Annotated in this window: 18 protein-coding genes and 1 pseudogene; 17 read left to right on the top strand and 2 right to left on the bottom strand. The window is 47.3% G+C overall.

The features are described from left to right. Positions 1-607 precede the first annotated feature (607 nt). Genes O1V65_RS03850 through O1V65_RS03835 form a run of 4 tightly spaced genes read left to right on the top strand, consistent with a single transcriptional unit; the run spans position 608 to position 3,585 of the window. Positions 608-1,327 (top strand): cupin domain-containing protein, encoded by a 720-nt coding sequence (locus tag O1V65_RS03850; protein ID WP_208951833.1) that lies wholly within the window; start codon positions 608-610, stop codon positions 1,325-1,327. A 21-nt stretch (positions 1,328-1,348) separates the two neighbouring features. Beyond that, positions 1,349-1,924 (top strand): DJ-1/PfpI family protein, encoded by a 576-nt coding sequence (locus O1V65_RS03845; RefSeq protein ID WP_208951832.1) that lies wholly within the window; start codon positions 1,349-1,351, stop codon positions 1,922-1,924. A 4-nt stretch (positions 1,925-1,928) separates the two neighbouring features. Next, positions 1,929-2,660 (top strand): HAD family hydrolase, encoded by a 732-nt coding sequence (locus O1V65_RS03840; protein ID WP_208951831.1) that lies wholly within the window; start codon positions 1,929-1,931, stop codon positions 2,658-2,660. Between the two features lie 43 nt (positions 2,661-2,703). Then, positions 2,704-3,585 carry a polysaccharide deacetylase family protein gene (locus tag O1V65_RS03835; RefSeq protein WP_208951830.1) on the top strand — a complete coding sequence of 294 codons (882 nt, stop codon included), beginning with the start codon at positions 2,704-2,706 and terminating at the stop codon, positions 3,583-3,585. Between the two features lie 38 nt (positions 3,586-3,623). Here the strand turns inward: O1V65_RS03835 and O1V65_RS03830 are convergent, their stop codons facing one another. Then, positions 3,624-4,526, bottom strand: a complete 903-nt coding sequence (locus O1V65_RS03830) for a LysR family transcriptional regulator (RefSeq protein ID WP_269130197.1) — start codon at positions 4,524-4,526, stop codon at positions 3,624-3,626. A 426-nt stretch (positions 4,527-4,952) separates the two neighbouring features. Then, positions 4,953-5,870, bottom strand: a complete 918-nt coding sequence (locus O1V65_RS03825) for a LysR family transcriptional regulator (RefSeq protein ID WP_337251916.1) — start codon at positions 5,868-5,870, stop codon at positions 4,953-4,955. Between the two features lie 142 nt (positions 5,871-6,012). Here O1V65_RS03825 and O1V65_RS03820 point away from each other — a divergent pair, with 142 nt between their 5' ends. The 13 genes and pseudogenes from O1V65_RS03820 (at position 6,013) to O1V65_RS03760 (ending at position 16,695) form a co-directional block, all read left to right on the top strand. Continuing rightward, on the top strand, positions 6,013-6,717 hold the full coding sequence (locus tag O1V65_RS03820) for a type 1 glutamine amidotransferase domain-containing protein (protein WP_049132090.1): 705 nt from the start codon (positions 6,013-6,015) through the stop codon (positions 6,715-6,717). Positions 6,718-6,720: 3 nt separating this feature from the next. Next, positions 6,721-7,914 (top strand): MFS transporter, encoded by a 1,194-nt coding sequence (locus O1V65_RS03815; protein WP_208951828.1) that lies wholly within the window; start codon positions 6,721-6,723, stop codon positions 7,912-7,914. A 220-nt stretch (positions 7,915-8,134) separates the two neighbouring features. Beyond that, positions 8,135-9,061 carry a hypothetical protein gene (locus O1V65_RS03810; protein ID WP_208951827.1) on the top strand — a complete coding sequence of 309 codons (927 nt, stop codon included), beginning with the start codon at positions 8,135-8,137 and terminating at the stop codon, positions 9,059-9,061. 138 nt (positions 9,062-9,199) lie between these two features. Continuing rightward, entirely contained in the window at positions 9,200-9,394 is a 195-nt protein-coding gene (locus O1V65_RS03805) for an AlpA family transcriptional regulator (protein WP_208951826.1), read from the top strand. Between the two features lie 14 nt (positions 9,395-9,408). Next, positions 9,409-9,996 carry a DUF2857 domain-containing protein gene (locus O1V65_RS03800; RefSeq protein ID WP_015689817.1) on the top strand — a complete coding sequence of 196 codons (588 nt, stop codon included), beginning with the start codon at positions 9,409-9,411 and terminating at the stop codon, positions 9,994-9,996. Continuing rightward, complete coding sequence (locus tag O1V65_RS03795; RefSeq protein ID WP_015689816.1) at positions 9,986-10,195, top strand: TraR/DksA family transcriptional regulator; 210 nt, start codon at positions 9,986-9,988, stop codon at positions 10,193-10,195. The genes O1V65_RS03800 and O1V65_RS03795 overlap by 11 nt, the downstream gene beginning before the upstream one ends. A gap of 391 nt (positions 10,196-10,586) precedes the next feature. Further along, positions 10,587-10,808, top strand: a complete 222-nt coding sequence (locus O1V65_RS03790) for a hypothetical protein (RefSeq protein ID WP_208951825.1) — start codon at positions 10,587-10,589, stop codon at positions 10,806-10,808. A gap of 68 nt (positions 10,809-10,876) precedes the next feature. Beyond that, positions 10,877-11,524: a lytic transglycosylase domain-containing protein gene (locus tag O1V65_RS03785; protein WP_269130195.1), complete on the top strand. Its 648-nt coding sequence runs from the start codon at positions 10,877-10,879 to the stop codon at positions 11,522-11,524. Continuing rightward, positions 11,524-11,802 (top strand): TrbC/VirB2 family protein, encoded by a 279-nt coding sequence (locus O1V65_RS03780; RefSeq protein ID WP_181548102.1) that lies wholly within the window; start codon positions 11,524-11,526, stop codon positions 11,800-11,802. The genes O1V65_RS03785 and O1V65_RS03780 overlap by 1 nt, the downstream gene beginning before the upstream one ends. A gap of 11 nt (positions 11,803-11,813) precedes the next feature. Then, positions 11,814-14,561 (top strand): VirB4 family type IV secretion/conjugal transfer ATPase, encoded by a 2,748-nt coding sequence (locus O1V65_RS03775; RefSeq protein WP_269130194.1) that lies wholly within the window; start codon positions 11,814-11,816, stop codon positions 14,559-14,561. Between the two features lie 23 nt (positions 14,562-14,584). Further along, positions 14,585-15,304, top strand: coding sequence for a TrbJ/VirB5 family protein (locus O1V65_RS03770; protein ID WP_269130193.1), 720 nt, complete (start codon positions 14,585-14,587; stop codon positions 15,302-15,304). A 10-nt stretch (positions 15,305-15,314) separates the two neighbouring features. Continuing rightward, positions 15,315-15,590 (top strand): annotated as a pseudogene (locus O1V65_RS03765) (EexN family lipoprotein). A 73-nt stretch (positions 15,591-15,663) separates the two neighbouring features. Continuing rightward, complete coding sequence (locus O1V65_RS03760) at positions 15,664-16,695, top strand: TrbL/VirB6 family protein (protein WP_208951985.1); 1,032 nt, start codon at positions 15,664-15,666, stop codon at positions 16,693-16,695. Positions 16,696-16,908: the final 213 nt, after the last annotated feature.

The raw sequence follows: 16,908 nt of genomic DNA, 5'->3' as shown, positions 1-16,908 counted from the left end.
TAGGATAAGAGAATAGGGAGATTGTGTGCAGGTATATGGGTATGCAAACTTTAGCAAAACCAGCTCAGACCTCATCGATATAATGGTGGTATGACGCAGAATGAATCAGAACAATTGTTCTGGAAAAACTCTAAAGCCGTGGCCAATTTTTGTTGGCCACTTCAATCACCACTCCGCTGGCATCGGCCACCACAACATCTCCGGGTCAGGCACGCATGCTACCGATGGAGACAGGTTGGTTTATTGAAGTGGCCTGCAACCTGTCCTTACCGGTTCGCATAAAGCGGCCTCTGGTAAACATCAGGTACATATGTCATGGGCTGTATCGTGCTGACGTCCGAGTTCGGCATCTTGCTAAGCATCTTAATCGCTTGGGAGCTATGACCTCCTGACGGCATAGAATCTAGCATCTTCAACAGTACCCAAGTATAGAAGCAAAGTTTTCATTAATTATTGAGCAAAAAGTACTGATCAAAAGAAACAATATAGGTAATCATCATAAAAGTTATTTCTCTCGTACTAAACAATCGATATAGACTGAAATCATAGAACGATTGAGCGAAGTAAAATCAACATTCAGCAATTCGATTAGCGGGGGAGCGACCATATGGAAATCCACACCCGGACTCCAAATGTATATGACTTGCTTGAAATAAACAAAATCTTACTTTCAACTTCAAATAATGGTGAGTCATTTGAGAAAGACTTACATCTCAATGGATTCATAGAAAAACCATGGGGATATGAGTATAGAGTTTATTGTGATTCTATTTTTGACGTATGGCGCCTTCATATATCAAAAAATCAATCCACTTCAATGCATTGTCATATATTGAAAGACACCGTACTTATATGCCTTCATGGTGATGGCGAGACCAGATTTCTTGATGGTACACATCAGGCATTAAAATCTGGCGACAGTATATATATTGCAAAAGGTGTATTCCATCAGACTATTTCGGGAAAATCAGGCATCGAATTAATTGAAGTTGAAAATCCAAGAAACAAATTCGACTTACTCAGACTTAAAGATAATTATGGCCGGAAAAATATGGCATATGAAAAGAAATCACAGGAACATGATCTTTTACCTCCTTTGCAACAGATAGCTGCTGGCACAATGATCAGAGAACATGATATACACAAATTAGCATACTTTTCCGTAAAAAATCTCGATAGAAACATGTTGAATGACGAGGATGATTTTATTTTTATTTCATTAGATGTAAAGAGCCATCTGATGGGAAAGATTCATATCCTACGAGCTAAAGATGCCATCTCAGAAATGTATTGTGGTCAGAATGTATTTTTAATTAATGTCCCGTAACGCAATAAGAAGGAAAATAACATGTCTAATCCGACACGAGTAGTGATAATCACTGGTCCGGGTTTTCAGGATCACGATGTAGTTTATACTTACTATCGTTCTAAAGAGGAAGGATACGATATATCTATTGCAACAAAGGATGGAAGTGCAGTGACAGGGAAATATGGCATCACTGTTCCTATGGATAAAAGATCCAAAGACAATATTAATTTCGATCAACTCAACGCCACTGATTTTGATGCTGTTATTCTCACTGGCGGTCATGAAGCGCCTGATAGAGTTCGCCAAGATCAAAGAGTTAAAGATTTTCTAAAGCAGATGGTAACACAGGGGAAAGTTGTGGCTGGGCTGTGCCATGGTCCCTGGATTATGATTTCTGCCGGTATTCTAAGAGACAAACTTGCCTGCGCTTATGTTGGTCTGAAAGACGATATGGTTAATTCCGGCGCTAATGTAATTGAAGCAGATGTAGTTGTCGACGAGAATATCATAACTTGCTCCTATTATGCCGAATGTGGAAAATTTATGCGTCAGACATTCGATGCAATAGATAGATGGAAGCGCGGCGAAACTCTTAAAGAACCACTGGTGGTATAATTCGATGTTAATAGCTATGGATTTCGACGGGGTCGTGGTTGATGGAGTAGACGAATGCATGCTAATTACATGGAATGTATTACATGACAGACCTCTCAGTGATTTTAACCAAAATGTACTTCAAAACATCCCACGCCTGATGACTAAACGGTTCAGGAAATTAAGGAATTTTGTACGCCATGACGGTCACTTTATTGCCTCATTCACTGAATTTGGTAATGAAGATATAGATAATGACAGATTCACTGCTATATATGAATCAATTCCAACTGAAGAAAAGAAAGTATTCAGGGATAAGTTCATCCAGTATAGGAAGCTGGCAAGAAGTATCTACCCTAGTTTTTGGGCTGAACTACACCGTCCGCTATTAGATGTTCCAAATTTATTTGAAACATCTAATGATATCTATATTGTATCAGGAAAGGATGAAGAGTCTATATCATTCATTCTAAGTAAATATGGTTTAAACATACCCGCGAATAAAATATATGGGAGGATGACCGACAAAAACAAAACTCTTACCTTGCTAAAATCAATAGCCTTCGATAAAAACGAGGACATTCTATTTATTGATGACAATATCCAAAATGTTATTGATGCAGTAGATCATGGCATTCAATCATTTTGGGCTAATTGGGGATACAACATCCCTGAGCATAAATTAATGGCCCTTCAAAAAGGAATTAATGAATTAGATACCGAGGCTCTCTTGAAATTAGTCAAGAAACCCTCTTAACGCAATATTATTTAAATTTTTTCTGTATGAGGAGTAATAACTCATGGCGAAAGAAATACTATGTGGTTTTGGAGTGGGTGTAGATGCCGTTGCAGGCTGGCTATCTTCTTATGGGGGAGAAGATTCTCCAAGCGATATATCTCGCGGTATGTTCGCTGGCGAAGTAGGAACTCCACGTCTTCTGAATCTATTTGACCAGTTTAATATCCCCACCACCTGGTTTATGCCTGGTCATTCCATTGAAACCTTTCCTCGGCAAATGGAAGCAGTTGTCAGTGCTGGACATGAGGTAGGGGTTCATAATTACAGTCATGAAAACCCAATATCTATGTCGCCTGACCAAGAAAGAGAAGTCCTTCTAAAAGGCATTGATATGGTCACAAAATTAACAGGGAAGAGACCTACTGGATATGTCGCTCCATGGTGGGAATTTTCTCCTGTAACCACAGATCTTCTATTAGAAAATGGCATCAAATATGACCATTCACTAATGCATCATGATCATCAGCCTTATTATGTCAGGAAAGGTGATTCCTGGACCAAGATAGATTATTCCAAGACACCGACCGAATGGATGAAACCGCTGGTACGCGGAGAAGAGACGGACCTTATTGAATTACCCGCCAGTTGGACAATCGACGATATTCCTCCTTTCATGTTCATGAAAACAAAACCCAACAGCCAAGGTTTCATGAATCCCAGGGACATCGAGCAGTTGTGGAGGGAGCAATTCGATTGGGTCTACCGTGAGCATGAATATGCGATCTTTACTTTCACGATTCACCCGGACGTATCTGGACGCCCGCACGTATTAATGATGCTCGAACGCCTCTTGACTCATATGCTTGGTCATCCAGGGGTGAAATTCCTAAAATTGAATGACATTGCAGATGACTTTGCCAAGCGATCGCCACGGATAAAATAATGACATGGCAGCCGATAAGGCTGCCTGTATTATGTGTCTCAAACCATAAATCCGCTATTTTTTGATAGTTCGAGAATTCTGTCTCTGATTCGTGAAACGAGTGGGTTACGTAATGAGCTATCAATCCATACCAAATAGATTGAATTTATGGGGAGTCTCTCATGGACATTGACTTCAACGATCTGACCTCCTGCTATGCTTTGGGCGCATAAATACTCAGGCATCACAGTCCAACCAATATTTTCTCGGATCATTCTTTCTAAAATCCGCAAATCCGGTACAGTAATAGACGGACGAAGCAGTGCAAAAAATCGCGATGAATCCTGGAAAACCTCCCTTATCAAAGGTAACTGTTCATCGTAAGCTATTAGAGGAAGCTTCGACAGCGTATCAATTACGTCCTCGTTTTCTTTGAAATTGTCTGCTATGAGTGACGCTACCACAACTATTAACTTTTCCATTCCAATTTCAGCATATCCAAATTTCTGTTTATCCGGTATAGAAGTTGTGAAACCTAGTTGACAACTTCCGTCCAGAAGACAGCTGTATATGCGCTTCCTATTTCCTGTCAAAATTTTAAATTTAATACCTTCATTGAATAATATTTTCACCAAGTACGGTAATTTTGACCACATTAATTCTGCTGGCCCGATGAAAGATACTGTCCCCGAGGACTTTCTTGGACGTGATCTAAGCATCGACAACTTCAGTTCAATCGTTTCTAAATCTGAAGCCACCAATCTAGCCAATTCCTCCCCATCCACTGTAGCCACCACACCATGTGAACGACGAGTAAAGAGAACGCACCCGGTAAAAGCCTCAAGTGAATGAATGTGGGCAGACATTGCAGGCTGGCTTATGCCCAACCGCATTGCCGCTTTTGAAATCGAACCAGCTTTGTATACTTCAACAAAACTTCGTAACTGGACCAGATAGCTCATACTGCGCATCCTTAAGAGCCTGAAGCTCTCCGATTACGACATAAAATCGAAAGCCTGCACAGTTTTATGTTATAAACATGTTTCGTTAATGCTTCTACACATATTAACTTATTTTAACAATTACAGGATTTTATAGGGTAAGGATAGAACATATCAATATAACCCATTGATATACATTTTTTTGATGTGCGTTATATCTGGTTAGCATTAAGGTTTCAAGCATGCCATGAGATTCGGATTGGCTTGTTATCTTCTACTACATACTCTGGGAAGTGATAGTCGTTAAACCTTTAAATTGGCTAAACAATCATTGTATTTTTATCTATTAACGTTGACAACCCCAACTCAAATCGAGTTATCACAAATTCCGTTGGTCAGCGAAGCGGTTAGCTTCTGTTAGACCGGTTCGGACTACCTTTCGGAACATTAATCATCATCCCATGGTGCCCGTTTCCATTTTTCAGTCATGAAATCGATAAATACACTTAGCCTACGGGGTATAGGATCTCGCCGCGCCCGGACAACACTGATCTGAGATGTGTTTGCTTCCCAATCAGGCAGAACTCGGCAAAGTTTCCCAGCCCTCAATTCATCATGAATATCCCAAGTTTCTCGAAGAGATATGCCAAGCCCCGCCAAACTCCAGGCATGCAATACATCTCCGTTGTCACTGATAAGGTTGCCAGTAACGCTGATGCTTCTTTCATGACCGGCTTTACGTAACGTCCATGAATTGTGTAAAAAACCCGGGTAAGCGAATACTAAGCAGTTGTGATTTAAAAGATCTTCTGGTCGCTCAATAGGTGGATGATTCTTGAGATATTCGGACGATGCGATGAGAATACGTCTATTATTTGCTATTTTTCTGGCCAGAAGGCGAGAATCAGCCAGATCCCCCATACGAATAGCCAGATCGAAATCACCACTGTAAAGATCCTGGATTTGGTCAGATAACCTTAAATCAAAGCCCACCCTCGGATGTACCTGGCAGAATGCAGCGATCGCAGGAGCAACATATTTTCGGCCAAACGGTGCGGGCGCAGTCAAACGAATATTTCCGCTTAACTCCTCACTATCCCCTCGGGAAAGTTCCTTCATCTCATCCAGAACGGCTAACGCTACGCGAGCCCTCTCAGCTATAGCTCTACCCTCGTCTGTAATACGTAGATTACGGGTGTTTCTTTCAAAAAGTGTAGTGCCAAGTGCAGTTTCCAGCCTGGCTATCTGCTTGCTCACCATCTTGGGGAGTATCTGTAGGTCTCGTGCTGCGGCAGAGAAATTGTTTCTGTCGACGACGTGTAAAAACACTTCGAGGTCGTCATTTTTCAAGTTTATTTTGTTCATTTTGGGGTAAGTGTTTGTCCGTTTAGGTCTATTTAAAGGATAAATAGATTGTTCCACAATAAGACTCAATATGACAAGTCTGTTATGTCGCATGCAGTCAGAAGAATTTTGCTTTAAGTCCCCCCATATAGAGGAAGTTAAAATGCCTAAACGTATCCTGTTTGTATTGACCAGCCATGACCGTAAAGGTCAAGCCGAGAGTAAAGATGCCGCACCCAGTGGTTTCTATCTTTCTGAGGTGTCTCACCCCTACGATGTACTCACAAAAGAAGGATATGAAATTGATTTTGTTAGTCCCAAGGGGGGCAAGACACATGTTGACGGTTTAGACCTCAGCGATCCGGTTAACGCCTCCTTTTGGAATAATGATTCCTTACGCGAGGCGACTAAAACCACATTAAAACCCTCGCAGATTAATCCTGACGTCTATGACGCCGTCTTCTATGCAGGAGGGCATGCGACGATGTGGGATCTCCCTGACAATATAGAGTTGGCGGGTGTTTCATCACGAATTTATGAAAAGGGTGGCGTTGTCGCTGCGGTTTGTCATGGCCCCGCCGGATTGGTGAATATTCGGCTTTCCGATAATGAATATCTGGTTGCGGGAAAAAAGGTGTCAGCTTTTACCAACGATGAAGAACGTGCTGTAGGGTTGTACGACATTGTTCCATTCTTACTTGAAGACACGCTGAAGCAAAGAGGTGCTGAGCATCTTGCAGCCGCAAATTTTCAGCCACAGGTGATTGTCAGCGAGAGATTAGTAACCGGACAAAATCCCGCTTCCGCAAAAGGAGTCGCTGAGGCAATGCTGCCTTTGTTGGCTTCTATTGAAAATAGAAGAGCCTGAGTTATGAAAGAACGCATGCCTTTTGTTATATATGTCTTTGCACTCTGCGCTTTTGCTTTGGGATTCACTGAATTTGTCACGATCGGCTTAGTTTCCAGGATATCAGTTGATCTAAACGTCAGTGTCAGTCATGTAGGTACAGCGGTGACAGCCTACGCTCTCGGTGCCGTAATTGGTGCTCCGGGATTAACTGCGTTGGCAACACGATGGCCTCGTAAAAGATTATTACTTGTTGCTATGGGCCTGTTTACAGTTGGCAATGGTATCGTCAGTGCGTCTGAGTCCCTAACGCCTATGTTGATTGCACGATTTGCTTCCGGTTTAGGGCACGGAGTGTTTCTTGCTGTTGCTTCAAGTGTGGCAACCCAACTGGCTGGGCGACATCGTGCTGGCGCCGCTGTTTCGGTCGTTTTTGGCGGTCTTACAATTGCGTTGGCATTAGGCGTACCACTTGGTACCTACATCGGTAGTCTGTTGAGTTGGCAGTCTATATTCATGGCAGTAACGGCAAGTGGAGCGATCGGTTTCATTGGATTGGCAATGCTGATGCCCACGGATCAAAATGATCCCTCCTTGCAAGCAAATGCCATGGACGGTTTAAAAGCCATGTTCAACCCACTACTGCTTGCGGGAGCAGGAATTACAGTTTTGGCCTATGCAGGATCTTTTGCCCTGTATACGTATATTTCCCCGATTCTACTTCAGGTAACGCATGTAGACGAGCGTACGAGTAGTTTGCTTATGTTGGTCTACGGCGTGATGGCCGCTATCGGGAATGTCTGGGGTGGTCGCCTGACTGACAAGCAAGGTGCAGACCGTGCCGTGATGACAATTCTTATTGGTCTGGCGATCGTCCTCTTTGCTATGTGGTTCTCTGTCTCATCCTTAATGTTAATGGCACTGTTTATTGGGTTACTTGGAGCATTGACATACGCAGCGGTCCCCTCAATGCAAGCAAGAGTGATAGGGCTATCTCACATACATGCGCCTGAAGCTCCAGCTGTGGCAGCAGGACTGAATATTGCCGGTTTTAACGGAGGAATTGCATTAGGGTCGCTATTGGGGGGTGTAGCACTGGATGTTACTGGTCTTACAAGCCCTACTTGGGTTGGAGGCGGAGTTGTAATCGTTGGTATTTTGTGGATGTTATTACAAATAAATTCGAATAAAAGACGCACCACCTCCGATTACTCATGATAGTACACATAGCATTTAAAATGGCTCAGTGAACACCAAATCACTGAGCCATTTTATTTTACCTCTTTGAAAAATGTCACAACCAAACACAGGTTATTTTTTATTTTATAAAATCGGCCCATATCATTCTGATCTATTTCATATCAATCAGAATTTTAAACATCTTTCAAAAACACAGCGAAATTCATCAGCAATATCATTGTGTGAAAGGAGATGTATTATGTCAGACAATCCAACTTGCCTAAACATTAGAGATGGAATTCCAGACTGGATAACTATCAGGGAGGCGGTAAGACTTCTCAATGGATTGAATGGATGTAAAATAAGAAAAAGTGATTTTTATCGATTTGCTCTGCAAGGGAAAATTCGGTTTTCAATATATTTTCAATCCCCAATAACATTGAGGAAAATTAAATCACGAAATCATAAATTAAAGCTAAGACCAATAAAAGGTTCGTCAACGATGAAATCATTCATGCTTGCCGAAAGTTCCTTTGTCAGCGAAAACAATTTAACTTTCAGTACTGAAGGGAGATATATCCACCCTCTACAAAGAGTCATTGACACAACATTGCTCGGCTATGAATATGTCCTTATACAGCGTTTACTTGCACATTCATTAAAGATACCATCACCTGTAACAGGAGCAAAGTCGTATAATTATGGCATTACCGTTTGTTTATTGGGGGAAACGTTTCAACTTTTCGAAAAGATGACATGGCATGAAAGAATCGAACGACACGTAAAAAGGCTACCTAAAGATATTTCATCAGATGATTACGAAGATATAATACTAAACGCTACAAAGAAAGATTCGCATAAATATTATTTTCCTATGCATGAATTACCGAGCGATGCCTGCTTTGTCCTCAGAAAAAGTGAACTTGATAAGTTGATCAACAAACCGATCGAAAAAGAAATACTTCAACCGTCTCCAACTCGGATATCCACCCCTCTATCACGCCTCTTCTGGCTTGCCTGCAAAAATAATGAAACTATCAGTCCGTTAATCATGCAACCGTATAAACTATTGTCCATTTTTGAACAATGGGCATCTGAGGAAGGCATTACCGATCGATTCAGTGGCGACACACTGAAGACTGCGCTTGAGCGCGGCTCGCCCCTTTCCCTACCAACACAAAAGTGAGATGATGCCCTTCTCTATGAAAACCCGTATTAAGGATTGTATTTTCCGTAATACGGGCTCATCAGCTATCTCCACACCACTATATTGTGTTGTCGTGTGTTCTCCCGGCTAGCGCTATATCTGCCACAGGAGAATACCGTGACATCTCATCAGTTATTACGTCTGAAACAGGTTGAAGAAAAAACTGGCCTGAAGCGCTCTCAAATCTATCTGTATATGAAAGACGGCACCTTCCCCCGCTCAATCAAGATTGGTCCGGCCAGTATCGCCTGGCTCGAATCGGAAATTGACGAATGGATCAATATCAAATTAGTCCGCCGCTCAATAGGCTGAAGGGAGAAAACACCATGATTATCCCGTCACTTAATTACGCCGTATTAACCGATGCCCTGCATGCATTAAAGGATGGCAACATTCGTTACTGTGAATCGCTAGGATTCACTTTCGACGAAATGAATGCCCTCAACCAGTTGTCGCTAGACGAGCTGTTTATCATCAGTCGTGAGTCTGCGCAGTTTTTGGCTGTGACGGTTCATCATGACGCGTTACGCCTGCTTCTGGCAAAATCCCATGAGGAGGTTCTGCAGCAACAGCGTATCAACGACGCCATCCGGCTGGGTGGTTCAATTGCACTTCTCAACAAGTATTTTGGCCTCACCTCCAACGAAGTTTGCCTTCGCCGCCGGTTACTGGGCGTCCGTGTGCCTTATGGCCGGACGCCAGAGCCGGACGAAGATACGGATGCGGCCATCTGGCTGCAATGGCAACAATGCCGGGTGGCCAGTCTGGAATCAACCGATGCGCTGGACGCCATGATGCAGGTAACGCAAACCCTGCTGGCGAAAGTCGAAGGATTGTCACTGACCATCGTCTGGAAGCGTATCGCACTTTGCGAGCGGGAGGCGTCAGACCGGAGGGCCGCACATGCCGGATGAGATCGACCGCGATCAGGAATTTAATGAGCAACGACTGGAGGAGATGATTGAACAGAGTCGTTTTAAGCCAGGGCCTACGCCATCATTATTCCATTGTCGTGTATGCGGTAAGCCCATTCCTGAAAAGCGACGGCTGGCACTGCCGGGCATAACCACCTGCACGGAATGTCAGGAAAAACTTGAACGTCGAAGACGTTAATAATGGTCACAGAGACATGCAGGAATACTTCCCCTGCATGTCTCTATCATTAACTATAAATACACAGTCGTCCTTATTAACTATTTCACTTCCTTTTATCTCACAGAGTCCCCCTTCCACCGCTAATTTATCTCTCTCATTTTAACTTTGAATTTATCGTTTATATACCGCACCGGATATCTGATCCTGAAAGCGTCATTACATAATAGTCACCCGTATTGACGTTAATTCGCCTGAATCAGGCATTGCTCTTTAAAAATAAGGTTCGGGCTGTCACGAAACCACAATTCAGGGTGCCGCTGAATGTTCTCGCTGACCCGTTAAAACCGGAATGCAGAATTGGGATGTGACATTGATTTAACTCATCGTTGTTTTTAGTAGAGGAGGACTCATGCGAAAACCCATTTATCACGTATTTGTCACCCAAGAAAGTCAACCCGATGCACAGGGCGAAATAAACACGTATTGGACCAGGGTTGGCGTGGCGTTCGCTCATAACGGTAAGTCTGGCCTGAATATCATGCTGACACCCGGTATTGCTGTCTCCGGCAAGCTGGTGCTGCTTGAACCCAGAGAAGATAGCGGCATTTCGCAGGATACCGTCTCTGCTTAATCCGCTTTTGACCTTTCTCCGGCAGGGGCTTGGTATACACCCGCCGGGCTGACTGTTAAGAGGCCACCATGCTTTCCACCACCGTATTTCTGGCGGCGGCCATGCAGTGCGCCCCCAGCGTTCACCCATCCACGGCGCTTGATGTGGCGCGGGTCGAATCCGGTTTGAATCCGTATGCCATCGCTGAAATTCTGCCCGATGGCAAAGGCGTGACTTCACATTTCCCCGCAAGCAAAGATGAGGCCGTCAGCATCACTAGACAACTGACGGCACAGGGGCGACGCTATTCGGTCGGGCTGATGCAAATCACCAGCACCAATTTCCGTCATTACGGCGTGAGCGCCCGTGACCTTCTTGACCCCTGTACCAACCTGTCCGTCTTTGAGCACATCCTCACCGACTGCTACCGCCGCGGCGGTTCCCTCAAGCGTGCGCTCAGTTGCTACTACTCGGGAAATTTCACGACCGGCCAACAGCCGGAATCTGCGTTTAACCACACCAGCTACATCCAGCGCATCGGCTACGCCGTACCGTCAACGCGGCAAGACCGGCGGCGACCTCCCGCCGAAAAGCTCGTGCCGGAAATCCATTACCCCGCCGCCGTCTTGCGTGGCGAGCTTACCGATAACGCCACGCCAGTTCTGACATCCCTGCGCTACCCCAATGCTGTGATACGCGGCGCGTTACCCATCCCTGCCCCCCAGGAGAAACAATGATGAAACGAAAACAGACTGACTGGCCCGTCCTCTCTTCCTTGTTAATGACAAGCCCGGTGCTGGCAGCAGACAGCGGATTTAATAAAGCCAATGAGACGCTGAGCAACACTTCCACAGGCCTGCTCGGGCTGGCCGCCGTCACCATCACGCTGGCCACCATGTGGGTGGGATACAAAGTCTTGTTTGACGGCAAGAGCCTGCATGACATGCGCAACGTCATCATTGGCGCCATCCTTATCGTCGGTGCGTCAGGTTTCGGTGCCTACTGGGCGTCATAAGGGAGGTAACGATGGCTACGCTGAACAAAGCGCTGACGCGGCCTGCCGCCATAGCAGGCATTCCCCTCGTGCCGTTCGTGATGGTCAGCGGGGCCATCGTCCTGCTGGCGGTTTATGTCAGCTATTACCTGGTATTACTGCTTATTCCCGCCTGGCTGGAGATGAAGGCAAAGGCCAGAACCGATATTCACTATTTCGGGTTGCTCTGGCTGGCCTTTAAAACCCGTGGCCGGTTTGGCACCAATAAACATTTTGGTGCCAATGCCTTGCTGGCAAACCGCTATGACGCCGTCGACGTCTCGGAGTTTATTGAAAAAATGAAGTTAAACGAGCGCGTTACGCTGGATAAATACATTCCGTATTCCTCCCATATTCACCCGCACGTCATCAGAAACCGCCAGGGGGATTTGGTTGCCAGCTGGGAGCTGGAGGGCACCGTTTTTGAATGCGAGGACGAACATCACCTGACGTTAATGGCGACGCATCTCAATAACGTGATTCGTGCATATGAAGGCCTGCCTATCACTTTCTATATTCACCGTATCCGGGAAAAGTACCACGATGCCTTTGACACGAATTCAGGTATTCCCTTTTCTGATGAAGTGACCCGGCTTTATTACCAGCCAATCAACGAAAAGCCGTTCTGGCGGCACCGGCTGTTTTTCACCGTCTGCTATGCGCCCTTCTCTCCGCTTGAGAAAAAGGCCATGAAGGCGCAGCCGTCCGGTAAACGCAAAGCGGCGCTGGATGATGCCCTGAACGTGATGCTGGAACACCGGGAGGCGCTGGCGTCTGCCTTGTCCCGCTATACGGCGACGCCACTGGGGATGTATGAAGGCAACGGGCGGGTTTATTCCGCCCAGCTGTCCTTTTATCACCGCCTGCTCACCGGCAAGTGGCAAAAGGTGGCGGTCACGCGTGCGCCGTTTTATGAAACGCTAAGCACGCCGGATGTCTTTTTTACCACCGACACCGCCGAGTGCCAGACGGTCGGCGGCTCCCGTTTTTTCCGCAGTCTGGAAATCAAAGATTATTCGCCTGAAACCGCGACCGGCCTGCTGGACGCGCTGATGTATGCCGAAAGCGAGTACGTGCTGACGCAGTCCTTCACCTGCATGGCCCGCGATGAGGCGCAGAAGCATATTCGTCTGGCGGAAAAGCGCCTGAATTCGGCGGACGACGACGCCATTTCACAGCGCGAAGAGCTGATTGTCCTGCGTGACCTGCTCCAGTCCGGGCATGTGTCCTGCGGGAAATACCACTTCTCCCTGCTGGTATCCTCAGACAGCGCCGAGCAGGTGGTGAAGGACACCAACGCGCTGGCGCAGCCTTTCGCCGACCTCGGCATCATGACAACGCTGTCCACGCTGTCGCTGCCCGCCGCGTACCTGGCGCAACTGCCGGGGGTATATACGCTACGCCCCCGTCTGGTGGCCGTCAGCAGCCAGAACTTTGCCGACCTGGCGAGCCTGCACAACTTTCATTCCCACAAGCGGAGCGGCAATCCCTGGGGCGACGCCATCGGGATACTGAAATCCCCTGGCGGTGGCGGGTATTACCTTAACCTGCACGACAGCCAGAGCGGACGGAATGACTTCAACGAAAAAACGCCGGGTAATACGGCGATTATCGGTAAAACCGGCTCCGGGAAAACGATGCTGATGACCATGATGCAGCAACTGATGCAGAATTACCGCAATCCGGCGACGTTCTCCGCCTCAGCCACAATCCAGCGGTTCACAACGGTCTATTTCGACAAGGACCGGGCGGCGGAGATGGCGATACGCCAGATGGGCGGACGCTACTTCCGTATCCGTACCGGCACGCCTACCGGGTTTAACCCGTTTTCGCTTGCTCCAACCCGGCGGAATATCAGCTTTATCAAACGACTGGTGCGCATGCTGTGCGGCCGCAACGGCAAGCCGCTCGATCCGCGCGATGAGGAGCGCATCAGTGCCGCCGTGGATACCATCATGCTCGACTACCCGCCCGAATACCGCAAGTTCGGTATCACCCGGCTGCTGGAAGTCCTGCCGGAACCGCCAACCCCCGACGCCCGCCTCAACGGGCTACGCATTCGCCTTAAACAGTGGGCGCAGGGCGGCGAGTTCGGCTGGGTATTTGACAATGAGGAGGACACCTTCAACATCAGCGATGTCGAAAATTTTGGTATCGACGGTACGGAGTTTCTCGATGATGACGATATTCGCGGCCCCATCACGTTTTATCTGCTTTACCGCGTCACCAGCCTGCTGGATGGTCGCCGGCTGGTGATGTTCATGGACGAGTTCTGGAAATGGCTGGCCGATATCGAATTTTCCCGATTCTCGCTCAATATGCTGAAGGTGATCCGCAAGCTGAACGGTATCTTCGTCCCCGCCACCCAGTCGCCTGACGAAGTTGTCAAGCACCCTATTGCTCCGGCGATTATTGAGCAGTGCAGCACGCAGATTTTTCTCGCCAACCCGAAGGCCAGCCGGGCGGATTACGTGGAAAAGATGAAAGTGCCGGAAAGCGTGTACGACATCGTCAGAAACCTCGATCCGGGTGAGCGCTACATGGTGGTTCTGAAAACGCCGTTACGCGCGGGTGAAACCCGGCCTTTTGTGGCGATGGCGAAAATGGATTTATCGGGCCTCGGGAAACTTACCAAAATGCTGAGCGGCAGCGAAGACAACCTGAAACTGTTCGACACCCTGTATCAGGAAGGAATGCAGCCTGATGACTGGAAAGCCGCCTTCCTTGAACAAGCTCTGTAATATTCATGACGGAGGTAATGAACATGCGGTTCAGAGATATCATACTGGCGTTATCACTGTTAATTTCCACCCGGGCGATGAGCGCCGGAATACCGGTATTCGACGCCGTACAGAATACCGAATCCATGAATCAGTGGATCCAGAAACTCCAGCAGTGGCAGGAAACCGTTACCCATTACAGAAGTGAACTTGATGCCTACAAGCAGCAATTAGCCACCGCGACGGGCGTGCGGGACGTTCAGGCATTTCTCCGCGAGGCCAAAAGTCTGAAAACCGATATTGATAATCTTCGTCAAAACGGTATTTCACTGGATGACCTGCTGAGCAACCAAAGCGGGTCATATTCTTCTGAACTTAATAGCTTGTATAACAAATATAAAACCTTCGATACCTGTAACCCGTCCAGCACTTCACAACGCTATCTGGACAGTTGCAAACAGATGATCCTGAATCAGGCTGTAGCAATAGAAAATACGTCCGAGGTTGAAAACAAGATCACGGGCACGCTCGGCGATATATCAGATTTATCAGACCGTATTGCTAATGCGCAGGATTCGAAAGAGTCACAGGACCTGGCTAACGCCATCGCGGCCAAAAGCGTACAATTAAATGCGCTGACCAGCCAGTGGGAGATGTCAGTCAAACAGACTGAACAGCGGGCAACGCTGCTGGAACAGCAAAAACAGAAGGCCTTTGAGCAACAGCAATTAACTGCGCCCGTTGCCGATCTGAACTCTCTATAGGGAGGTTAACATGTTAAACCCCGTATTAACCTTGTGCGTCATGTCAGGCATTCTCGTTTTATCAGGTTGTAAAGAGACGAAATCAGAAGCCTGGTATAAAGAACATCCCGATGAAACCTATAAGGTCTATACGCAATGCCTCAGGGATGGCGAGGCAAGCGACAACTGAGAGTTTGCGCACCGGGCAGCACTTATGTTTGCCCAGGCCGGCAAACCCGGCATCAGGGAAAAATTCGAGACGCTGTTTCAGCAGGAAGCCCAAAAAAGAAAATCTGTCACTCAGTAATATTCCCACCAACAAAAACAGGGATCCCTCCCTGTTTTTATCCCCTGTCTGTTCCTGACTAATGAGAGGCACCATGTCCGGTGGTATTTTTGTTGGTATGGACAAAAACATCATGGATGGGCTCAATGCCGTGTTAGAAGGTCAGTCTTCTACCTACGGCACCCTTATCAGTGTGATTATCGTCAGTTCCTTCACCCTGTTTATTACGTATCGCGGGTATCAGACGCTTGGCGGCAAACTCCAGACACCGGTCGAAGACGTTGTCTGGGATGTGGGGCGCATGTTGCTGATCACCACCTTTGTTTTAAACCGCGATGGCTGGCTGAATGCCGTCATTGCGGCCATTGAAGGGCTTAAGGACGGTATCAGTGGCGATGATAATGTCTGGGCGCTGCTCGATACGGTGTGGGAAAAGGCACAAGCGCTGGGGCAAACGCTGTTCAATTTGGACACTTCAACCTACGTTAAAGTGAATGGCGGTTTTGCCGAGGTGCTGGTCTGGGCCGGTGCAATCGTTCTGTTACTGGCGGCAACCTTTGTCAACCTGCTAGCCGAAATCACCATTCTGTTAATGACCACCACCGCCCCACTGTTTATTTTCTGCCTGCTGTACGGTTTTCTTAAACCCATGTTTGATAACTGGCTGAAAACACTATTTACCGCAATCTTAACGATCATGTTCTCTGCCCTGTCTGTCCGGATCGCCATCAACTACCTGAATAAAATACTGGATGCCGCCACAGCAATGTCTGCTGAAAGCAATATGGTGACCCTGGCGGCGCAATGTTTGCTGGCCGGGATTGCGGCAGGCGTCGTGGTGTATTTTTCAGCGAAAATAGCCACTGCGCTGAGCGGTGCCGCCGTACAGGCCGTGTTACAGGGGGCTGCGATGAGCGGACTGCGCGGGCTGGCAAGCAAATCTGCCGACGTCGCCGGACCCGGCATAAAGACAGGGGGCCGACTGACCGCCAAAGGTGGCATGGCGGCAGCAGCGACCACCGGCAGATTCATTGCCACAGGTGTGGGCAAAACCGTGAGCGCCTGGCAGAAACGTGCCACCGCCATCGAAAGCATGAAACGCCAGAATCAGCAGCGTCACCGTTAATCCTCCCGACCGCTAATCTCATTCCCCCGTCACGCCGTGGCCTCTGCCAGCGGTGCGGCTTTCCTGCATTAATCCGATAAGAGGCTTCCATGAAATTCAGCATCTTGCTTCTGATGCTGTGCGCGCTTTCCGGCTGCACGCAGCATCACGGCGACCTCCCGCCTGTGTCCGGCGATCCCCAGCCGGTTAATTCCCCCGCCATAATCCAGGAGC

The organism is Rouxiella badensis (genome assembly GCF_026967515.2).
Lineage (GTDB): Bacteria > Pseudomonadota > Gammaproteobacteria > Enterobacterales > Enterobacteriaceae > Rouxiella > Rouxiella badensis.
Note: the sequence above shows the minus strand (reverse complement) of the source record. Positions and strands in the feature narration are given on the sequence as shown.